Origin of the sequence: Candidatus Nanohalovita haloferacivicina, assembly GCF_029232205.1 — an archaeon.
GTDB lineage: Archaea > Nanohalarchaeota > Nanosalinia > Nanosalinales > Nanosalinaceae > Nanohalovita > Nanohalovita haloferacivicina.
The window spans coordinates 553,856-572,086 of the sequence record NZ_CP107255.1 but is presented as its reverse complement, the minus strand read 5'-3'; the positions used below and the strand labels follow the sequence as shown (position 1 = coordinate 572,086).

At 44.7% G+C, this 18,231-nt stretch carries 18 protein-coding genes and 1 pseudogene; 8 read left to right on the top strand and 11 right to left on the bottom strand.

Annotation, left to right across the window (positions count from 1 at the left end; genetic code table 11):
- Window positions 1-44: 44 nt before the first annotated feature.
- On the top strand, window positions 45-503 hold the full coding sequence (locus tag HBNXNv_RS03220) for a hypothetical protein (RefSeq protein WP_347720245.1): 459 nt from the start codon (window positions 45-47) through the stop codon (window positions 501-503).
- Between the two features lie 57 nt (window positions 504-560).
- A complete protein-coding gene (locus HBNXNv_RS03215) occupies window positions 561-1,649 on the top strand; it encodes a hypothetical protein (RefSeq protein WP_347720244.1) in 1,089 nt (362 codons plus the stop codon).
- Window positions 1,650-1,692: 43 nt separating this feature from the next.
- Here the strand turns inward: HBNXNv_RS03215 and HBNXNv_RS03210 are convergent, their stop codons facing one another.
- Window positions 1,693-1,998, bottom strand: a complete 306-nt coding sequence (locus HBNXNv_RS03210; RefSeq protein WP_347720243.1) for a hypothetical protein — start codon at window positions 1,996-1,998, stop codon at window positions 1,693-1,695.
- 58 nt (window positions 1,999-2,056) lie between these two features.
- Complete coding sequence (locus HBNXNv_RS03205) at window positions 2,057-2,365, bottom strand: hypothetical protein (RefSeq protein WP_347720242.1); 309 nt, start codon at window positions 2,363-2,365, stop codon at window positions 2,057-2,059.
- A gap of 594 nt (window positions 2,366-2,959) precedes the next feature.
- Between HBNXNv_RS03205 and HBNXNv_RS03200 the strand changes: the two are divergent.
- Window positions 2,960-3,055 (top strand): annotated as a pseudogene (locus tag HBNXNv_RS03200) (HU family DNA-binding protein); the annotation flags it as partial.
- 42 nt (window positions 3,056-3,097) lie between these two features.
- On the opposite strand, the gene HBNXNv_RS03195 reads toward HBNXNv_RS03200, so the two are convergent.
- Complete coding sequence (locus HBNXNv_RS03195) at window positions 3,098-3,406, bottom strand: hypothetical protein (RefSeq protein WP_347720241.1); 309 nt, start codon at window positions 3,404-3,406, stop codon at window positions 3,098-3,100.
- Window positions 3,407-3,469: 63 nt separating this feature from the next.
- Here HBNXNv_RS03195 and HBNXNv_RS03190 point away from each other — a divergent pair, with 63 nt between their 5' ends.
- Entirely contained in the window at window positions 3,470-4,399 is a 930-nt protein-coding gene (locus HBNXNv_RS03190) for an aminoglycoside phosphotransferase family protein (protein ID WP_347720240.1), read from the top strand.
- Here the strand turns inward: HBNXNv_RS03190 and HBNXNv_RS03185 are convergent, their stop codons facing one another.
- From HBNXNv_RS03185 to nrdR, 4 genes are all read right to left on the bottom strand, one after another.
- A complete protein-coding gene (locus HBNXNv_RS03185; protein ID WP_347720239.1) occupies window positions 4,400-6,223 on the bottom strand; it encodes an ATP-dependent nuclease in 1,824 nt (607 codons plus the stop codon).
- 39 nt (window positions 6,224-6,262) lie between these two features.
- Complete coding sequence (locus HBNXNv_RS03180; RefSeq protein ID WP_347720238.1) at window positions 6,263-6,574, bottom strand: hypothetical protein; 312 nt, start codon at window positions 6,572-6,574, stop codon at window positions 6,263-6,265.
- A gap of 132 nt (window positions 6,575-6,706) precedes the next feature.
- Window positions 6,707-9,637 (bottom strand): adenosylcobalamin-dependent ribonucleoside-diphosphate reductase, encoded by a 2,931-nt coding sequence (locus HBNXNv_RS03175; RefSeq protein ID WP_347720237.1) that lies wholly within the window; start codon window positions 9,635-9,637, stop codon window positions 6,707-6,709.
- 38 nt (window positions 9,638-9,675) lie between these two features.
- The gene (gene nrdR, locus HBNXNv_RS03170; protein WP_347720236.1) at window positions 9,676-10,116 is read right to left on the bottom strand and encodes a transcriptional regulator NrdR; all 441 of its coding nucleotides are present in this window, start codon (window positions 10,114-10,116) and stop codon (window positions 9,676-9,678) included.
- Between the two features lie 227 nt (window positions 10,117-10,343).
- On the opposite strand from nrdR, the gene HBNXNv_RS03165 reads away from it, so the two are divergent.
- From HBNXNv_RS03165 to HBNXNv_RS03155, 3 genes are read left to right on the top strand one after another with little or no spacing between them, the layout of a single operon-like run.
- The gene (locus tag HBNXNv_RS03165; protein WP_347720235.1) at window positions 10,344-11,267 is read left to right on the top strand and encodes a helix-turn-helix domain-containing protein; all 924 of its coding nucleotides are present in this window, start codon (window positions 10,344-10,346) and stop codon (window positions 11,265-11,267) included.
- 48 nt (window positions 11,268-11,315) lie between these two features.
- Window positions 11,316-13,118 carry a PINc/VapC family ATPase gene (locus HBNXNv_RS03160; protein WP_347720234.1) on the top strand — a complete coding sequence of 601 codons (1,803 nt, stop codon included), beginning with the start codon at window positions 11,316-11,318 and terminating at the stop codon, window positions 13,116-13,118.
- Between the two features lie 34 nt (window positions 13,119-13,152).
- Window positions 13,153-14,319, top strand: coding sequence for a TIGR00341 family protein (locus HBNXNv_RS03155; protein WP_347720233.1), 1,167 nt, complete (start codon window positions 13,153-13,155; stop codon window positions 14,317-14,319).
- Between the two features lie 19 nt (window positions 14,320-14,338).
- Here HBNXNv_RS03155 and HBNXNv_RS03150 read toward each other — a convergent pair whose 3' ends face one another.
- The 4 genes from HBNXNv_RS03150 to HBNXNv_RS03135 form a co-directional block, all read right to left on the bottom strand.
- Window positions 14,339-15,508, bottom strand: coding sequence for a CBS domain-containing protein (locus HBNXNv_RS03150; RefSeq protein ID WP_347720232.1), 1,170 nt, complete (start codon window positions 15,506-15,508; stop codon window positions 14,339-14,341).
- Between the two features lie 10 nt (window positions 15,509-15,518).
- Window positions 15,519-16,022, bottom strand: coding sequence for a LabA-like NYN domain-containing protein (locus HBNXNv_RS03145; protein ID WP_347720231.1), 504 nt, complete (start codon window positions 16,020-16,022; stop codon window positions 15,519-15,521).
- Between the two features lie 93 nt (window positions 16,023-16,115).
- On the bottom strand, window positions 16,116-16,673 hold the full coding sequence (locus tag HBNXNv_RS03140) for a DNA-3-methyladenine glycosylase family protein (RefSeq protein ID WP_347720230.1): 558 nt from the start codon (window positions 16,671-16,673) through the stop codon (window positions 16,116-16,118).
- On the bottom strand, window positions 16,670-17,512 hold the full coding sequence (locus HBNXNv_RS03135) for a deoxyribonuclease IV (RefSeq protein WP_347720229.1): 843 nt from the start codon (window positions 17,510-17,512) through the stop codon (window positions 16,670-16,672). The genes HBNXNv_RS03140 and HBNXNv_RS03135 overlap by 4 nt, the downstream gene beginning before the upstream one ends.
- A 142-nt stretch (window positions 17,513-17,654) precedes the next feature.
- Between HBNXNv_RS03135 and HBNXNv_RS03130 the strand changes: the two genes are divergently transcribed.
- Complete coding sequence (locus HBNXNv_RS03130; RefSeq protein WP_347720228.1) at window positions 17,655-18,212, top strand: NUDIX domain-containing protein; 558 nt, start codon at window positions 17,655-17,657, stop codon at window positions 18,210-18,212.
- Window positions 18,213-18,231 lie beyond the last annotated feature (19 nt).

The following is an 18,231-nucleotide window of genomic DNA, read 5'->3' as shown; positions in this document are numbered from 1 at the left end:
ACAACCTCCAAAACCTTTTTCTTTCATTAACTCTATGGCTTTACGTGATACGAGGCCAAGAACTAGACGGAATCACTCACGACACCGAACTTGAGAACTATGTACCGGAACTGGTGCCTGGAACAGTTGAGTACGATGAAACAGTTCTAGAGGCAAGTAGACAGGTAAATGAACTGGATTTCTACAATAACTTCTCTGAAGCTACAGAGGAAATTCGAGAAGCCACAGAGGCCTTCTTTGACGAATTACATAATACGTTATACCTTCTGGATAATGGCCGGGAGGAGAAAGCAGCAGAACACCTAGAAGAAGCGGGAGAAAACTACGAATCTCTAGAAGAAGCATATGAGGAATTCCTTGAGCTGGAAGCGGAAACTGGAGTAGCACAGGAACTGAATGACTACTTGATGGATCTTCAGGAAGGACTCTACTCTGTCGAAGAACTTGTTCCAGAAGTGCAGAAACCTTCAGCACATGCAGGAGAGCCAAGAAAGGCCTCCTGAAACATTCCTCTTTTTTGTTACTGGTTCGATATAAAAATTTGCTTCTACTCTGTATTTATGCCGGCCAGTTTGTTTTTCGAAGTAGATGAACCTGACCTGGAAGAGGAGTTATCCCGATGGGCCAACGAGTTCCAGTTGAGGCCGGCAGGATTCTACGGACGTGAAAGAAGAGAATCAAAGCATATTTCCAGAAAAGTTAACGGAGGCTCACATACAGATGAAGAGCTTGAAGCAGTACAGCAAAGAGTCAAGGATATGCAGAGAGCGCCTTACACTACCGACAGACTTGCAATGCTGCATACCTCCACGCAAAACATCAGCCATGTAGAGGAAAAAGGCCAGCTACCTGAAGGATTTCTGGACGACCTGCACGAAGCCGCAGCACAGTACATCGATGGCTTCATCCCCGGCCAGAAGATAAAACCTCCAAAAATGACCACACTAGAAGATACTGATAAAAAATACGCCGGCACCCACACATTTCAACAAGACAAATCAACACTTTACAGAAAATCAGGGAAAGCAACGGAAGGAACTCCAGCAGCAGAGACAGCAGCACATGAAACAATGCACAAAAACAACGTAGAGGCCCTGATAGATGATGCCGATAAAGTAAGAGATCTCGCCACAATCTACGACTACAATGCACCGGAAGAATATCGGGAAATAGTAGAAGATACAGAAGTACCAGAAGTAAAACACGATCTTGTAGCAGGCCTATCACTCCTTGTACTCGACGAAATATACGACGCAGGAATACTTGACGCATACCACGAAAACAGAAGACACGAAGTAGATCTCCATCAGTATGTACAGGAATTCGAATACGCAGCAGGCCTTATGACTGATATCTTTGGACTAGAAGACTTTGATGTCAGAGATGAAACAATGGCACAGGCCGTAACATACTTCATGAAAGGCCGTTTTCAGGAAGGATTCGAAAACCATCTCTCAAACACAAGAGCCAGCTACAACGAATTCTCCCAGTACCAGGAAAACGCCGGCGATAAAATAGCCGAACAACTCAACGGATTTAGAGAAGAAATGCAAGAATTAGAAGGCCTACAGGGCCAGCGATTCAAGAAAACAATGGAAAACAGAATACCGTTCCTGAAAGGAGAATACAGCTTCAGTACAGAAAAATAAGAACTCCTAGAAAAGGTATAACACAAGACCTCACATGCAATAACTATTCTTCGAAAAAATCTTCCAGAGGCCTTGACTCTCCATACATGTCCTCAAAAGTTTCTTTCCAGGACCTGTATCCTTCCTCCTCAAAGGCCTCCATACTGAGGCCGTCAAGCCTGTAGCTGTTGATATACGAATTGATAGGCCCTCTAGCTATCAAGTCTAGTACTGGCGTGCCTTCTTCATCGTGATATCCAATGTAAAGCTGTGGCTCTTCTATATCTGCCAGCTCCAGCTTGAGATTAAAATCTACGACGTGATCCCATGCTGAGTAGTCTAACGACTCTATTTCATCGAATGCATCCATTACTCCTCTATAGGAGTGAAAGCTTATACACTTATCTGTTCAAACAAGAAAAATAAGTTTAAAATCTTTCAAGATGTCTGCCTATATCTTCAGTACTCTTGAAAGTATCTTCAAAGGTGTCAAGCCAGATATCATAACCTAGCTGTTCGAATGCGCCTACAGATAAGCCTTCTAAACGATAGCTATCAATATACGACTTTTTCTTTCCATGAGCTGCTACATCAACTACAGGAGTATCTTCCTCATAGTGAAATCCGACATATAGATCTGGATCTCTGATTCTACGTTCCTCAAGATCATCTTCAAGCTCTAATACATGATCATAGGCCGCATAATCAAGATCCATGAGTTCCTCCTCTGCGTCCATAAAACTGCAGTACCCACCAACTCTTTTAATCGGAGAAAAGATTCTCTACACCAGATCCTAAATATAATCAACAGATATCGATTTATAGATTCTCTACATATTGTAGCTCTTACCATGAAAAAACTTGCAATACTTCTCGTACTACTGGCCACAGCAACAGGAATGGCACTGGCTAACCCAGTATACGAGGCTAGAGGAAACATGCAGAGCAACGCACTCTACCAGGGAATTGACTCAGGAGACTGCGACGACGCAGACCGATGCGTAAGGCTTGGCAAAGTAGCACTTACAGTCCAGACCTGGGTAGATCCTGACAGCGACGGAGATGGAATCCTGGATCTGACGGATACAGAAGTCATCTCTACCAATAGAGGCCAGGTAACTGCAGCAGTCACATCAGAGAAGAGGCCTAAGTTCAAGGCAGGAGCAGAACTCTCCAAGAACGTAAATTCAATGTACGTAGGAGATCTTGACGGCGACGGATTCGGAGACGTAGCAGTCGGCATCAGAAAAGAAGTTCAGGAAAAGAAAAACAGCTACAGAGTATCAGGAACATCCATTGAAGACTGGAGACTACCAGCAAAAGTCGAAGCAATGAACAAGGCAGAACTAATCGAGGCAATAGCATCAGAATCAGGCCTATCCAAAGCAGATTCAAAGAAAGCTCTTGACTCAATTACAGGAGAAATAATTCTCGGAGAGGACCGCTAAGGCCTTCTCTCCTTTCAATTTTTATTCTTCAAGCAATTCTCCAATCTGGGAAACTGAATGAAAACTGTCCTCAAATCCATGAGTCCATACATCATAACCGAGCTCTTCAAAGGCCTCAATACTCATTCCATCAAGAACATATCTCTCAACGTAACTTCCTTCAACAAGGCCGCTGGCAGAAACCTCTACAACCGGAGTATCCCCGTCATAGAAGAATCCAACATCCACATGAGGATCAATCATTTTTCTGTTCGCTGTTTTTTCCATAAAGTCGCTTACGTGGTCATAAGCCACGTACTCAAGGTTCAACAATTCATCGTGACTGTTCATTACTCTCAAACAACCTGGAAACTTTATAAACAGAAATAGATCAGCGAACTACATAGAGTATAAATGAAACAAAAAGTAGAGAAAGCAGTCAAACAAGTATTCGGGGTAGAGGCCCAGGAAATCAGCGAAATATCTGAAGGATTGAAACATGAGACCTATCGGGCCACGGTAGACGGCAAGGATTACATCATCCAGTTCTCCGGCGACGAATACGACAACCATGCATCCCTCAAGCACTGCCTGAACATGTACGAACTTCTCTCAGACACAGTCAAAATCCCACACGCAGTGACCAAACAAGTCCAAGAAATCAACGGCCAGAAATACACGGTAGTCGAGAAACTCGAAGGACAATCAGGAGAAAAGAACATCTCACCAGAGAAAACACGGAAAGCAGGCCGCGAACTAGCCAAAATCCATAATTACACGACACTCGAAAAAGAAGGCTGGATAGAATTCACAGAAAAAGGCCTTGAAATAGTAGAGTTCGAAGAAGGAAGCCTCAAACAACACTACCTCACAGAACTCGAAGAAAAACTTGAGATACTGCGTGAAGAAGGCCTGGAAGAACTCGCCGACAAAATACAGAAATTCGTCGAAGAAAGAAAAGACCAGTGGCCCGAAGAATTCGAAGCAGTAATCTGCCACGACGACTTCACACCCGACAACACAATATACCTCAACGGAGAAATCAACGGCATAATCGACATGGACTACGCATTCTCAGGCCTCGATGCCAGAAACATAGTCAAAGCAGCCAACTCCTTCTGGATGCACGACCCAGGAAAAGAATGGCCTAGAGAAAAATTCTACGAAGGTTATTCCGAAGAAAGGCCTCTGCCTGATAATTTCCGGGAGATGGAGGAGTTGTTTAGGGTAGAAACTCTAGTACAGCTAGTGGCCTCACTGATAGATATGGAAGTCTTATCGGAGGATCAAGTGGAGTTTTATGAGAGGGAAATTTTAGAGGAATTGGAAACGCCATCAATATAATTAGGCGATATAGGACGTAGAATCTCGTGCTCTATCTATTTTCCCGAAGATCTTTTTTATATTTTGCAGAGTTGTCTCCTCTAGATCTATATCTTCCTCAAGCACTTTTTCGTAAAATAATTTTGATGAGAGTGCCTTGCTTTTATTTGCGCGCTTCATATACATAGAGTTTTTGGACTTAAACTGCTTCTTTGGAGACTCTAATACATGTTTTTTGAAGTCTTTCTCTGTGAAGACATCTTCAATAGCACCATCTTCTACTGGAATTGAAACTATCTTATCTTCGGAGATTCCCAATTCTTCTTCGTTCATTAATTTATCTCCTATACCGTTACTACTATCTTCATCCAATAGAAATATTGGGTCTGTTCCCCAGCCATAAAGAATGGGTGCTATATGGAGCATAGTAGTATCTCCTGTAGAAGGAACTACATTGAGCTCAGAATCAGTCTTCTCAATCAGTTCTCTAAAGGCTTGTAGGTAATAATAATCTGAAATCCCTTCTACAACAACAGTATTTTTCTTGGATGCTTCTAAACCTAAGCTGGGTGCAGCTCCCATTGCAGTCAGTATAGGAGAAAGTGTCTCATAGTCTGCACCCGCATGGATTTTGCTTATTTCAGTGCCAGATGAGTTCTCTTTCTCAATAAGTCTTATTCGGTTAAGTTTATTCGGATCTATAAGGTAAGGAGAATGTGTGGTGAAAACTACTTTAGTCTCTTCTGACAATGATTCCAACTTCCTCAGTATGTCCTCCTGGGCCTTTTTATGAAGGTGAATACCAGGATCGTCTATCAATACTATGGGGGGATTTCTTTCATTAGCGTGTGCTGTTAGCTTAGTGTAAAATGATAGGTGCCACTGTTTACCTTTGCTTCTTATAGAAGGCTCATAATATTCGGCACCTTCTTCTATCCAAAAATATAAGCTATCGGAGTCCCAGTCCACACTTAATTTAGATGCGTCTTGAGTCCAGAATTGTTCATAGTCCTCATTTAACTTTAAATTTACTTTTTTCTTATGCTTCCTCTTTGCTCTATTATCCTCGTCCTGTTTTATTATCTCTGGATCCAAATCAGAAATTTTCGATAGATCTTGAACAAAATTGTTATCCTTCAAATCATAAAATCCAACTTCATTAGGTATATTGTCCTCTACGGAGTCGAATAGTATGAATTTTGGTAAAGCCTCTGAAAAATCCGTTCGCCTTATGAACTTATCAAACTCTTTGTAGTCTAAAAAATCACTATAGGCGCCCTTTATCTTCTCTTTAACCTCTTTAAGCTCATTTGCCTGCTGATTATTGTTATTAGAAGATATAGCTCTTTCTAATTCATCTATTATTTTCGGAACCGCATTACTAATATTGTCTTCTTCTAAGAATTCTTGCATTTCTATTGAACTGAATTTCTCAATCTTGCCTTTTCTGCTTGCTATTACACTTTGTAACTTCTCGGACATCTCTTTCCTCCGATCTTCAACGCCAGGAAATACATCTTCGAGTTTTTTATCAAGATTGTAAGTATTAGGGTAAACCTTCGTTATAGTAGCTGTTAAGCTATTATCAACCTCATTAAACAATGACCTTTCAGCCTCGCTAATTTCAAAAGTTAATGAAATCTTAGGAAGGCTCTCGTCTTTACCTATGGGCTTTGCTCCATCATCAATTTCCTGGTTAAAATTAAAGCTCTCTAAGGCCTCTAGTATTGAGGTCTTGCCTGCTTCATTCTTACCTGCTAGAATAGTAATTGAAGGCGATAAATAACATTCTCCGCTATCATCTATAGATCGGTAGTCGTTGATGTTGAAGCTTATTAATTTCACAGAATCACTTTAGAAAGAGTAAAGTTTTAGGAGTACTCCTCAATCAGAAGCTGCTCCAACTTTTGAGTTGTTGTATGCTGTGATTTCTGCTTGTTTGGTTTCTGGCCTTACTCCGGTGTCGAGTTGTGTTTGTTCGAGTTGGTCGTAGTCTATTGTTGTGCCGACTGGGCCTAGGTATTTGTCGTCGTAGTCAGAGTCTGTTTCTGTTTCTATTAGTGTGTCTTGTTTTGTTCCTGCGCCGGTTGGTTCTCCTGGTGTTAGCAGGGTTCTTACTTCTTCTGTGGTTGGGATTTCGTTCATTTCTGTGACGTGGAATAGTTTGTATTGGCCGAGTCCTTTCGTGTCTGACATGGTTTATCGAAAGCATTTCCAACCGGTTAGATTGAAGAAATGCTGGTGACAGGGATCAAGAGGCTCCCTGTCAGGCCTTTACTTGGAATCCATTCTGTGAATGGTTTATTGCATTGGCTTGGCGTAACAAGCCTAGCACTTGGACCATCCGCAGTCTGGGCATTTCTTGCAGCCTTCTTGGAGGACTAGCATTCCTCCGCAGTCTGGGCATTCTGGGTTGCCGCCGTCGCTGACGATGCTTGCTGCGTCTCCTTTGTCGGCCTGTTCTTCTGTTTCTGTTTTTGGCTGTGTTGTGCCTTTTTTCTGTGTTTTTTGGGTCTGTGTTTCGAACTGGTCGACTGTCTGCTGGCTACCTTTGTGGTTTTCCAGGTGGCGTTTCATTGCTTCTGCGATTGCGTCTGGTACTGAGTGGATCTGTGTTCCCTGGTCCCATGCAATCTGCGGTGAGCGGATGTCGTCAAGCTGTTTGATGACGTCGTTGCCTGATGCGCCACTACGTAGGGCGAGGCTGGTCATTCTTCCTAGGGCCTGTGTGAAGCTCTGTGTGTAGCCTCCTGATTTGCCTAGGTTGGCGAATACTTCGAATGGGCCATTGTTCTCTGAGTTGTTGATTGTGACGAACAGGTCTCCGTAGGCTGTTTCTATTTCCTGTGTGGTTCCCTGTGCGACTTTTGGTCTTTCCTTGATTCCGTGGCCTCCGCCCATGTTTGTGGACTGCCCTGTGTCTTCTGTGTCGGCTTGGATTCCTTCCTGTGTGACTTCTTTGGAAAGTTCTTCTTCCTGTAGTTCGAGGTCTGTGTCGCCGACTACTTCCTGGAATTCGTTGGATTGGAGTAGGTCTTCTGCTCCTCCGAATTCGTTGATGATTTCGGATAGCATGTCGACTTTGTCCATGTCGGTGAGCTGGTTTTCTTTGTTGGTCTGCATGACCTGTGTTTCTCTTGTTCCGTCTCTGTAGACTGTCATGCCTTTGACGCCTTGTTCGTAGGCTCTCATGTAGGCCTCTCTGACGTCTTCCTTGGTTGCTGAGTTAGGGAAGTTGCAGGTTTTGGAGATTCCACTGTGGTTGTGTTTCTGGAATGCTGCCTGAATGTCAATGTGTTCCTTTGCACTTACCTGGTTGGCTGTTGCAAAGATTTCTTTGACGTGTTGAGGCAGTACGTCGTCGGGGATGGATTCTACTCCTTCCCATTCGTTGTTCTCCATTTTCTCCTGTGCTGCTTCCTTGACTTCTTCTACGTCGACGTTGTTGGCTTCAAGGGCCTTGATGAAGTAGTCGTCGAATTCGACGAGCATGTCTTCTCCCTGGATGTCCTTTGCGACGTTCTTGAAGTAGGCCAGGCTGAAGATTGGTTCACATCCTCCGGAAGTGTTTCCGATCATGGAGGTTGTTCCGGTTGGTGCGATGGTTACTGTGTTGTGGTTTCTCATCTTAAGGCCGTCTTCAAAGTTTTCTGGGTCTAGGCCTCCTGTGTACTGTTCAAACCATTCTTCGTATTCTGTTGGGTTGGCCCATTTGGATTTCTCCCATTCTGGGAATTCTCCTCTGACTTCTGCGAGTCTGTTGGATTCTTCTACTGAGAACAGTGTGATCAACCGCTGGATTTCTTCTGCTGCTGCGACTGATTCGTCTGATCCGTATCTGATTCCTAGCTGGATCATCATCTGTGCGAATCCCATGAGTCCGAGGCCTACTTTTCTGAGGTCTGTTACTGTTTCTTCGATTTCTTCCAGTGGGAAGTCGGACATTGTGACTACGTTGTCGAGGAAACGCAGGCCTGTCTTGGCTACGTATTCGAATTCTTCCATGTCTACTGCTTCCTGGATGTACTCCTGCATTGCTGCCTTCAGATCTTCTTCGTCTTCGAAGTCGTATCTGTCGGAGTTCTCCTGTTTCCATTCAGGGAAGCTTAGTGCGGAGCCGTCTCCCTGGTCGTCTACGAGAAGACTTAGGTTGATGTGGCCCAGGTTGCATGCCTCGTAGTTTTCAAGCGGCTGTTCTCCACAAGGGTTTGTGGCCTCGATGCTGTGTTCTGGGTGTTTTTCTGTATCAAAGCTGTGCATGTCGTTGGCTTCGTCGTACATGAAGAGGCCTGGTTCTCCGTTTCTCCATGCGCCGTCGATCAGTGTCTCCCAGATGAATCTTGCTGGGAGCTTCATTTCTTCTCCCGGTTCGAGGTTGATGTCGAAGTCTTCAATTTCGTCTCCGAAGCTTGATGCGTGGTCTCTCCAGAAGTTGTCGTCTTTTCCTGTGTCTGATCCTTCGGCCTGTGGATACCATTCTTCGTCGCTGTTGTAGAACTGTGCTGTTTCTTTTGCTACTTCGAATGGTTCGTCGGTTCTTGGGTTGATCAGTGTGTATTCTTCGTCGTTTTTGACGGCTTCCATGAAATCTTCTGTGAGGCCGACTGAGATGTTGAAGTTGGATAAATTGCCTTCCTTTCTCTTTGATACAATGAATCTGAGGACGTCTGGGTGGTCGATCTTCATGATTCCCATCTGTGCGCCTCTTCTCTTGCCTCCTTGCTTGATTGTTCCACACATCGTGTCGAATACCTGCTGGAAGCTTAGAGGGCCTGATGCGATTCCTCCTGTTGAGGATACTATGTCTCCTTTAGGCCTCATGAGGTGGAATGGGTATCCCATGCCTCCTCCGGACTGGAAGATCTTTGCAGCGTCGTGTACCTTGTTGAAAATTGAATCCATGTCGTCTTCAGGGTGGACGACGAAACACGCTGATAGCTGCTGTAGGTCTGCTCCCGCGTTCATCAGTGTTGGGGAGTTTGGCATGAATTTCTGATGGGTCATCAGGTCGTAGAATTCCTGCCATGAATTATCGAAGTCTACATCATCGTAGTTTTTGTCTGGTTGTGCAACGTTCTTGGCTACTCTCTCAAACATTTCTTCAGGAGTCTCTACCACTTCACCTTCTTCATCTTTCAGAAGGTATCTGGCCGGTAGAATCCTCTCGTAAGCGTTTTCCGTTAATCTCTCTTCAACGGTTTCTCCTTTTACGCGTTTGACAGGTAGCTTAAAGTCTGACTTTTGTTCTAGTTTTGCCATGTTAACACCATAAGGTAATACAGGTTCGCAATCATGATTTAGTCCTCTTTCAAGGCCTCAATCTCTTTCTTGAATGACTCGACATCATCGAAAGAGTCGTAAACTGATGTGAAACGGATATAGGCCACTTCGTCTCTTTTCTGCAGCTCTTCTTTCACTTTTTTCCCGATTTTCTCGGCCTCTATCTTTTTTCGGCCTCTCAACATCGACTTGACGTTTTCAACTATTTCCTCTACTTCTTCGTCGGTGATGGAGGTCTTGTTGGCTGCGATTTCAACTCCTTCGCGTACTTTCTCTTCCTGGAACTTCTCGTCCTCTTTATCTCTTTTTACAACTGTCAGGTCCAGTTTCTCTGCTGTCTCGTAGGTGGTGAATCTTCTGCCGCAGTCCTTGCATTCTCGGCGTCTTCTTACTTTATCTTCTGATTCTCGAGTGTCCACCACTCGTGTCGAACTTTCGTCGCAGTAAATGCATTTCATAGGATATAATTGCCTCTGATTGGTTGAAATCAATTTTGGGTGTGGCCCAACATGTAGGGAGAATTCTCTCCCTCCCCCACGATATGTTGTGTTTTGTCTGTCAGAGTTTTTCTGACCTATTCCTTAAATACCTGTCCATGTGAATGGCGTGCACACACCGAGAATGTTTATCAGACAGTCACAACATAATCGGTGTTTATTTAATACTCGTCAGAACTCGACTATATATGAGAGAATCTGCCGACGACCCTCAAAGACTGATTAACCAGAGTATTTCACGGCTTGACCAGCTAAGCACGGAAGAAGTAGAGGAGGTTGATAGAAATCATCAGGGCACAGTTGAAACAATCGATAACATTGATTCTCTGAGAAGGCTGGCAAAAGGAGCATTAAACAGGCCTGCAGAAGAAATAGCCCGAGATATAGATACTGAAATAATGGATGAAGTTTATTCATCGAATAGAAATAATTCTTCAAGAAGAAATGAGGGATACAATGAGATCAGAGCTCTCAGGGCCGTGAACAAAGGCATTGACCCAAAGATGATTACCGGGGCCAAGCCAGGGACTGTGGAAGAATGGTTTGAGGATTTCAGAAGTTCAGGCCTTACTTATCCCAGTGATGAGGGAGAGGAAACTACTGTTGAGGGAGAGATTTTCGTAAATGAATACGATAACTTTCTCAGTAATCAGGGCATGGATCCTGAGAGCCGTGAGGCCCAGGACTTTGTTGCTGACGTTGTTGGAAGCCTGAGCAGAAGAAGTTCCGCGCAAAAAGTTACTCCTCTGGAAGGTTTTCTTTACGCAGCCGAGGAAGAGCCTTCGGCAGCTGAGATTGCTGATTCAGTCGATGTTTCGAAGAGAACAGTGTATAACTGGATGAAGAAATGGAATGGCGACTCAGAGGATGGCCTAGGGCTTATTGCTGGAGATCCAAGCGATCGAAGGCTGACAGGAAGAGGATACAATACTTATCAAATGGTTAAGAATCAGCATGATGCTCTTCAGCTAGCATCAGAGATGAAGGCCCAGATGATGGAGGAGCTTGATGAAAGAGGGATCCACAATGCGGATATATACGGCAATAGAGGCCTTGTTGAAGAATATCTTGAAAACCCTGAACTTGCGGATCGGTATATGCCGTCCGAATAACAGATTTTTGAAACTTAGCGGACAAGCTATTCTTAGAGTCTGAAATTTATGAGCCAGAAAATCGTGCCTGACACCTCTATTATAATCGACGGAAAACTCTCCTATCTTATTGAAAAAGGAGATATAGAAGGAGAGATTATAATTCCCGAATTTGTAGTTGACGAGCTGGAGAATCAGGCCAATGAAGGAAAGGAGACAGGTTACAAGGGAATTGATGAGATCAAGGAAATCAGAATGCTGGCCGAGAGAGAAGGCATAGGATTCCAGTTTAAGGGCCGCAAACCTACTACAGAGGAAATTGAAATGGCTCACGCCGGCAGGATCGATGCCTTGATCCGTGATATGGCCGAGGAAATGGGCGCAACACTTTATACTGCTGACAGGGTTCAGGCAAAGGTTGCCAGGGCCAAAGGAATAGATGTCAAAGAATTTGAGAAGGAGAGAGATGTCAAGTTCTCGCTGGAAGACTACTTTGATGATAAAACTATGAGCGTTCACCTGAAGGAGGGATCAACTCCGAAGGCCAAGAGAGGTCTACCAGGTGAGTTCGAGCTTGAGGAAATAGGTAAAGACAAGCTCACAAAGGACAAAATGTATGAACTAATTAATGAGACTATTGAGAAAGCAGAAATTTCTGACGAAGGCCTTGTAGAGATGGAGGAAGATGGCGCCACAGTCATCCAGCTTGGCCCTTACAGGATTGCAATGACACGACCTCCTTTCTCAGAGGCAGCAGAGATTACAGCTGTCAGGCCTGTCGCAAAGGTTTCCCTTGATGATTACGAGATGAGTGAGAAACTTCTCAACCGTTTGAAGACTGAGGCCGAGGGAATACTTGTTGCAGGAGCACCAGGCCACGGTAAATCTACTTTCTCACAGGCCCTTGCAGAATACTACAGAGAGCAAGGCCAGATAGTGAAGACCATGGAGAAGCCAAGGGACCTGGACGTCTCCGAGGATATCACTCAGTATACGGCCCTGGATGGTTCAATGGAGAACACCGGCGACTTTCTGCTTCTCGCCAGACCTGACTACACAGTGTTTGACGAGGTAAGGAAGACCGACGACTTCGAGGTTTTCTCCGACATGCGTATGGCAGGAGTGGGAATGATCGGTGTTGTCCACGCTTCGGAAGCCGTCGATGCTGTTCAGAGACTGATCGGAAGGGTAGAGCTCGGAATGATTCCACAGGTCTGTGACACAGTAGTCTTCATCAGAGACGCCCAGATCGCAGAAGTATACAAGATCGAACTTACAGTCAAAGTTCCTGAAGGAATGACAGAGGAAGACTTGGCAAGGCCTGTAATCCAGATCTCCAGGTTTGAAGATGATTCTCCTCAGTACGAGATCTACACCTACGGAGAAGAGACCGTTGTTGTGCCTGTTTCAGAGGCAGCCGGAGGCCGCAAAGAAACCGGAACACAGAAACTGGCAAAAGAGCAGCTTAACCATTACTTCAAGCAATACGCCGATAATCCCAGGATAGAGTTTCTCTCCGACAACCACATCCAGGTAGAGATTGCGGAAGACGATATAGCTCATATTATTGGAAAAGGTGGGCAGAACATCGACAGGATTGAGGACGAGTTAGGCCTTAACGTTACAGTAGAACCTAAAGGCCAGACTCTGAAGAGTAGCACTGACTACAGTGTTGAGGAGAGAGGTAACTCTGTCATCATTGCTGTTGGCGAGGATATGAGTGGCGAAGAAGTCGATATCTACGACGATGACGAGTTTCTTTTCGCGGCTACCGTTGGAAAGAACGGGGAGATATCCCTGACGAAGCAGTCTGATCTTGCTGGACGGGTTCTTGGTGCAGCTGAGAGAGGAAGTCTGAAGGTCCGGAACTAGAACCAATAAATACTGGATGTAACAATTCTTGGCTGTGAGACAGTTACAGGTAACAGTTCCCAGGGATTCAAAGGATGTAGCTGAAGAAGTTCTGGAAGACTATTCTTCGGATATTTCATCTTCAGAGGCCGAGAAAAATGATGAAAAAGTAATAGAGTTCACAGCTACTGTCGAATCCGACGATATCGACGAACTTACAGAGGAGATGAAGTCTATAGAGGATATCGAGGTCGGCGATCTATCGATCAGGGTTCTTGAACAGGAATCCCTTATACAGAAAGGCCAGAAGACAAGAGGATCAAGCTCCGAACTGTCTCAGGAAGAACTTTACAGCAAGGCCCAGGAATTCTCAGGATTTTCACGGCCTCAGTGGGGATTAATCGGACTTTCATCAGCTATCGCGGCCTACGGAATCGCACTTGACAATATTATCGTTGTTATCGGTGCAATGATGCTTGCGCCAATGCTCTCACCTTTCGTGTCCGCAGCCCTATCGTTGACGGTCGGCGACAAAAGTTTGTTGAAGAGTTCTCTGCGCGCAGGCCTTGAAAGTATTGTAATATCTATAATTGTAGCTACAGCAGCATTGACTGTTATACCGCTGGGCCAGACCTCGGTGCTTAACTTGATTGTGTCTCCAGGCCTTCCAACCATACTTTTATCGCTTCTTGTCGGTGCAGCAGCTGCTCTGACATTTACTACAGGCCTTCGTGATCAAATTGCTGGTGTTGCAGTGGCTATTGCACTGGTTCCGCCGCTGGCTGCTGTTGGTGTAGGCCTTAACTTGAATGATTATGTTCTTGCGGCTCAGTCTCTTTCAATTGCTCTTCAGAATGCTTTATCGATTATTATTGCTGGTTTTGCTGCTTTCAAGGTTCTTGGTGTGAAACCCAGCACTTACTACAAGAAGAAGGAGGCTGAGAAGTTGAGGCCTGTTGTTACTGCGGCAATTGTGATAATGTTTGTAGTGTCTGTTCCTGTGACCTACTTTACGTATCAGAGTCAGGAGCATTACACTGTTCAGAAAAATGTTGAGAACGCGGCGAACGAGTTTTTCGGCGAGGATCTTGTCTCTGTAAGTTTGAATGATTCAAAGGTCAGGGTCCTTGTAGTTGGAAATCACAGTGAGCAGGCCTTCCAGAATAGAGTTTCCGAGAATCTTGAAGTGAATGTTGTGGAGTTAAAGAGAATAGAAGAATAAAAATTGGGGGAGAGGGAAGTTATCTTCTGTGTTCTTCCTGTTTCTCCTTTTTCTTTCTGACCTGTGTGTTGATGTCGCCTAGTGCTGTGTCCAGGACGTCCATCATTTCCCATCCTTCTTCCTGTGCGGTGATCAGGCCGTACTCGCAGTCCAGTTTGACTGTAAATTCGTATCTGTGTTTCTTGCCGTCTTTGTCTGATTTCTTGACTCTGACGGTCATGTCCTGAGGTCTGTCGACTTTGCGGCCGATTGATCCTCTCATTGCTTTCTCAATTTTCTCGTGGACAACTGCTTTTTCCTCTGCAACTTCAAGGCCTGTGATCTGTACAAGCATTGTGTCGCTCATCTGGAAGTCTGCCACGTAGTCGATGAAGTCCTTTACTGCTACGACGCTGACAGGATAGTCATCTTCTGTAATGATGATCTCGCTGCTGTCGTTGTCGTTCATCAGTTCAATTGCTTCGTCTCCACGCATGTGGCCTTCATGTGTAAGCGGTGTCCGGTCCATGACCTCTGTGACGTCAATGTCTGTCATCTTCAGTTTCTGGTTTCCGCCTGCGATCTTGGTTTCTTTTCCTGTTGGGCCTGATGTTCCTCCTGCTGAAGGACTTTCCTTTGGCACGATTGTTTTCAGGATGGATGTGCTGTCTACCATTCCTGTCATGTTTCCGTTTTCGTCAAGTACTGGAAGCCTGGAAATGTTGTTGTCCAGCATTTTGTGACGGGCCTCTTCAATGCTGTCCTCTTCGAATACTCTGATTACTTCCTTCGATCCGATTGTACGAGTGTTGACGTCTTCAATTTCTTTGGCATTTGCGAAGGCCTCTCTGAATTCCTGGTCGTCGATTTTTCCTTTCAGTTTTCCGCCCTGCTCAAGTACCAGCATCTTGCGGCCTGAGTTGATTCTGAGGTCTGCGAGCTCTACTAGAGAGTCTCCTTCCTCGAATCTTGGAGGTTCATGCATTACTTTGCCGACTTTTGTGCTCTGAGGGTTGAACTGGATGTGTCTGATGACATCTCTGTATCCGACTGCTCCCTTCAGGTTGTCCTTTCCGTCGACTACAGGAACTGTTCTCAGGTTGTTTTCCTCCATTCTTGTCTTGATTTTGGATACGGCCATATCTGGCGAGACCGTTACAGGGTCTTCGTTAACTACTTTTTCTGCTGTGATGTTGTTTACGGATTCCATTTTGGTTCACCTAGTGGTTGACAAGGAACTTGTCTGAGTTCTCATCCATGTCTACAAAGTTTGTTGCTGCTTCTCTGATCTCCTTTGCGGATGATCTTCCGAAGCTCATTACTTCTACTCTACATCCCATGGACTTGAGGTGGTCAACAAGTACTGCAAAGTCTCCATCTCCTGTGACGAGTACGATTGTGTCAAGTTTTTTGGCCTGCTGGATCATGTCGACGGTCATACCGAGATCCCAGTCTCCTTTCTTTTCTCCTCCGTAGAACTCCTTCAGTTTCTTGATCTCTACTTCGTAACCGATCTTTCTGAGTGCTTCAAAGAAATTGTCTTCATCAGGAGTATCGGCCTGAATAACGTAGGCAGATGCACGAATAAGCTTTCTATTCATGACTGCTGCGTCAAGAAGCTTCTCAAAGTCTACTTTAGAATTGTATAGGTTTTTAGCGCTGTAGTACATATTTTGAACGTCAACAAAGACGCCTACTCTTTGGTTCTTATGAATATTAGACATTAATTTAACCTCTAATTTCTAGAAAATCGATTTAAGAACGATTTTCTCTACAAAGAAGTAAACTGCTGCGAACCTTAAAAGCACTTTGGTAATTCAATCTAAGGCCTTCCACAGATACAGCGAGGCCTTGCTGCGGAAAGGCTTCCAGTCAAGGCTTTTCTCATTCATTGATTCTCTGTCCTCAATCCCATATAGTTTTTCCATGGCCTTCCTGATGCCCAGATCTTCAACCGGGAAGACGTCCTCACGGGCCAGCACAGAGATCATAAACATTTTTGCAGTCCAGACACCGACACCGTGAATATCAGTCAATTCCTCAATGACCTCTTCATCACTCATTTCCGAGAATTTTTCCAGTGAGAGATTGTCCTCCTGGAAATGCTGGGCCGCAGATCTGATGTAATCAATTTTCTGTCGTGAAAGGCCTACATCAGCAAGATTTTCATCATCGGCATCCAGTAGAGAATCCGGAGTTATCTCAAACTTCTCGAAAAGTCTTTTTCTGATGGCCTCAGCTGACTGAGTGGATAACTGCTGGTTTACTATAGAAATCACCATTCTCTCGAAAGGATTCTCCGAGGCCTCAAGCTCCAGATCTCCGTGTTTTTCTACTAGAGGCCCTAGTTTCTCGTCTTCTCTTAACTGTTTCATTCTCTGAGTTCCAGGATGTGTTCCAGGTTCTCCTTGTAGCCAGGCCTTTCTTCTGAAGGTGTTTCGAGTATCATTGGTAGGTCTTCGAATTCTTCTGCATTGACAAGGTTTCTGAATCCGTCGTCGCCGATTTCTCCACAGCCGATATCCATGTGGTTGTCTTTTTCGCTTCCTTTTTCGTCTTTGGAGTCGTTGAGGTGGAGGACTTTGATTCTGTCGAGGCCTATATCTTCCTTGATCTCCTGGAGGAAGTCCTGAAATCCTTCTTCTGTTCTTAGTTCGTATCCTGCTGCGTGTGCGTGGCATGTGTCAATGCAGACTCCGATTTTTTCGTCTGGAGTTTCTGCATGTTTGATCATGTCTCTAAGTTCTCCAAAGGATTTGCCCAGTGTTGTACCTTTTCCTGCGGTGTTTTCAAGTAGTAGAGTCACGTTTTCTGGTATGTCGAGTTCGTCGATTCCTTCTGCTATTCTTTTGACTCCAGTTTCGCGGCCTGATCCCGTATGAGCTCCTGGATGGAAGACTACGTATTCTACGCCGAGGGTTGCTGCTGCGTCAAGCTCACTTTGCAGGCAGTTCAATGATTTCTCGAAAAGGTCGTCTTTTGGTGTTGCAAGGTTTACAAGATAGGTTGAGTGGATGACGTATGGGTTCTGGTCTTTTTCGTCTCTCAGATCCTGGAAGTCCTGGCCTTCATCTTCGTCGTATTCTGATACTGCCCATGTTCTCGGGGATCCTGCAAATATCTGGCCGCAGTTTCCTCCGATGTCTTCCTGTCTTTCGATTGCTTTGTCCATTCCGCCTGAGATACTGACGTGTGCACCTATCCTGATGTTCATAGAGAATGCTGGTGGGGAGAACTTGAAATAATCTTTTGTTCGAGGCCTTACCTACCGAGAATAATCTACAGAAGCAGGCCTTTTATAAAGAATAAGGGATAATTCTTCCAAGTCGTAATACGATGTATTACGTTGGTGATTTTTGATCGAGTATGTACCAGTAGTAGACGAAGACGATGAATGGATGTACAATGCACGCAGAGAGCTTGTGCACGATGAAGAAAATCCTGCATGGCATAGATCAGTGACAGTGCTTACTTTCAGGACTGATGAACAGGAAGAATTACTTGTACAGAGAAGATCAGAGGATAAAGAAAGAAAGCCAGGCCTTCTCGAGTTTACCGGAGGCCATGTTTTATCCGGTGAATCGTATAGAGAGGCCGCCATCAGAGAGTACTGTGAGGAGTTGATGGATCGTGAGCCTGAGCAGACCTCTATTGAAGACGATGATTTTGAGGAATTAACGAATGTTGATAAGAAGAGTCCCGATAACTGGGAGAAGGTGTCTGTGTATCATACTATTTATGACGGGCCTCTGGATCTTTCGGAGGAGGTTGACTCGGCCTGGTATGCTCCGGTAGATGAAGTTGTCGAAGATATCGAAGATAATCCAGAAATGTATACGAACTCTGCTGTAGAATCTCTGAAAGCTTATCTGGAAAGTTCTGAGGGCAGCGATTCTGAAGAAATAAGAATTTAGATCAAGAGCATAGATTTTG

Coding starts and splice junctions, on each gene's coding strand:
- HBNXNv_RS03215 (WP_347720244.1), top strand. CDS start 561: ATGCCGGCCAGTTTGTTTTTCGAAGTAGATGAACCTGACCTGGAAGAG.
- HBNXNv_RS03210 (WP_347720243.1), bottom strand. CDS start 1,998: ATGGATGCATTCGATGAAATAGAGTCGTTAGACTACTCAGCATGGGAT.
- HBNXNv_RS03205 (WP_347720242.1), bottom strand. CDS start 2,365: ATGGACGCAGAGGAGGAACTCATGGATCTTGATTATGCGGCCTATGAT.
- HBNXNv_RS03195 (WP_347720241.1), bottom strand. CDS start 3,406: ATGAACAGTCACGATGAATTGTTGAACCTTGAGTACGTGGCTTATGAC.
- HBNXNv_RS03190 (WP_347720240.1), top strand. CDS start 3,470: ATGAAACAAAAAGTAGAGAAAGCAGTCAAACAAGTATTCGGGGTAGAG.
- HBNXNv_RS03180 (WP_347720238.1), bottom strand. CDS start 6,574: ATGTCAGACACGAAAGGACTCGGCCAATACAAACTATTCCACGTCACA.
- HBNXNv_RS03175 (WP_347720237.1), bottom strand. CDS start 9,637: ATGGCAAAACTAGAACAAAAGTCAGACTTTAAGCTACCTGTCAAACGC.
- nrdR (WP_347720236.1), bottom strand. CDS start 10,116: ATGAAATGCATTTACTGCGACGAAAGTTCGACACGAGTGGTGGACACT.
- HBNXNv_RS03165 (WP_347720235.1), top strand. CDS start 10,344: ATGAGAGAATCTGCCGACGACCCTCAAAGACTGATTAACCAGAGTATT.
- HBNXNv_RS03160 (WP_347720234.1), top strand. CDS start 11,316: ATGAGCCAGAAAATCGTGCCTGACACCTCTATTATAATCGACGGAAAA.
- HBNXNv_RS03150 (WP_347720232.1), bottom strand. CDS start 15,508: ATGGAATCCGTAAACAACATCACAGCAGAAAAAGTAGTTAACGAAGAC.
- HBNXNv_RS03145 (WP_347720231.1), bottom strand. CDS start 16,022: ATGTCTAATATTCATAAGAACCAAAGAGTAGGCGTCTTTGTTGACGTT.
- HBNXNv_RS03140 (WP_347720230.1), bottom strand. CDS start 16,673: ATGAAACAGTTAAGAGAAGACGAGAAACTAGGGCCTCTAGTAGAAAAA.
- HBNXNv_RS03135 (WP_347720229.1), bottom strand. CDS start 17,512: ATGAACATCAGGATAGGTGCACACGTCAGTATCTCAGGCGGAATGGAC.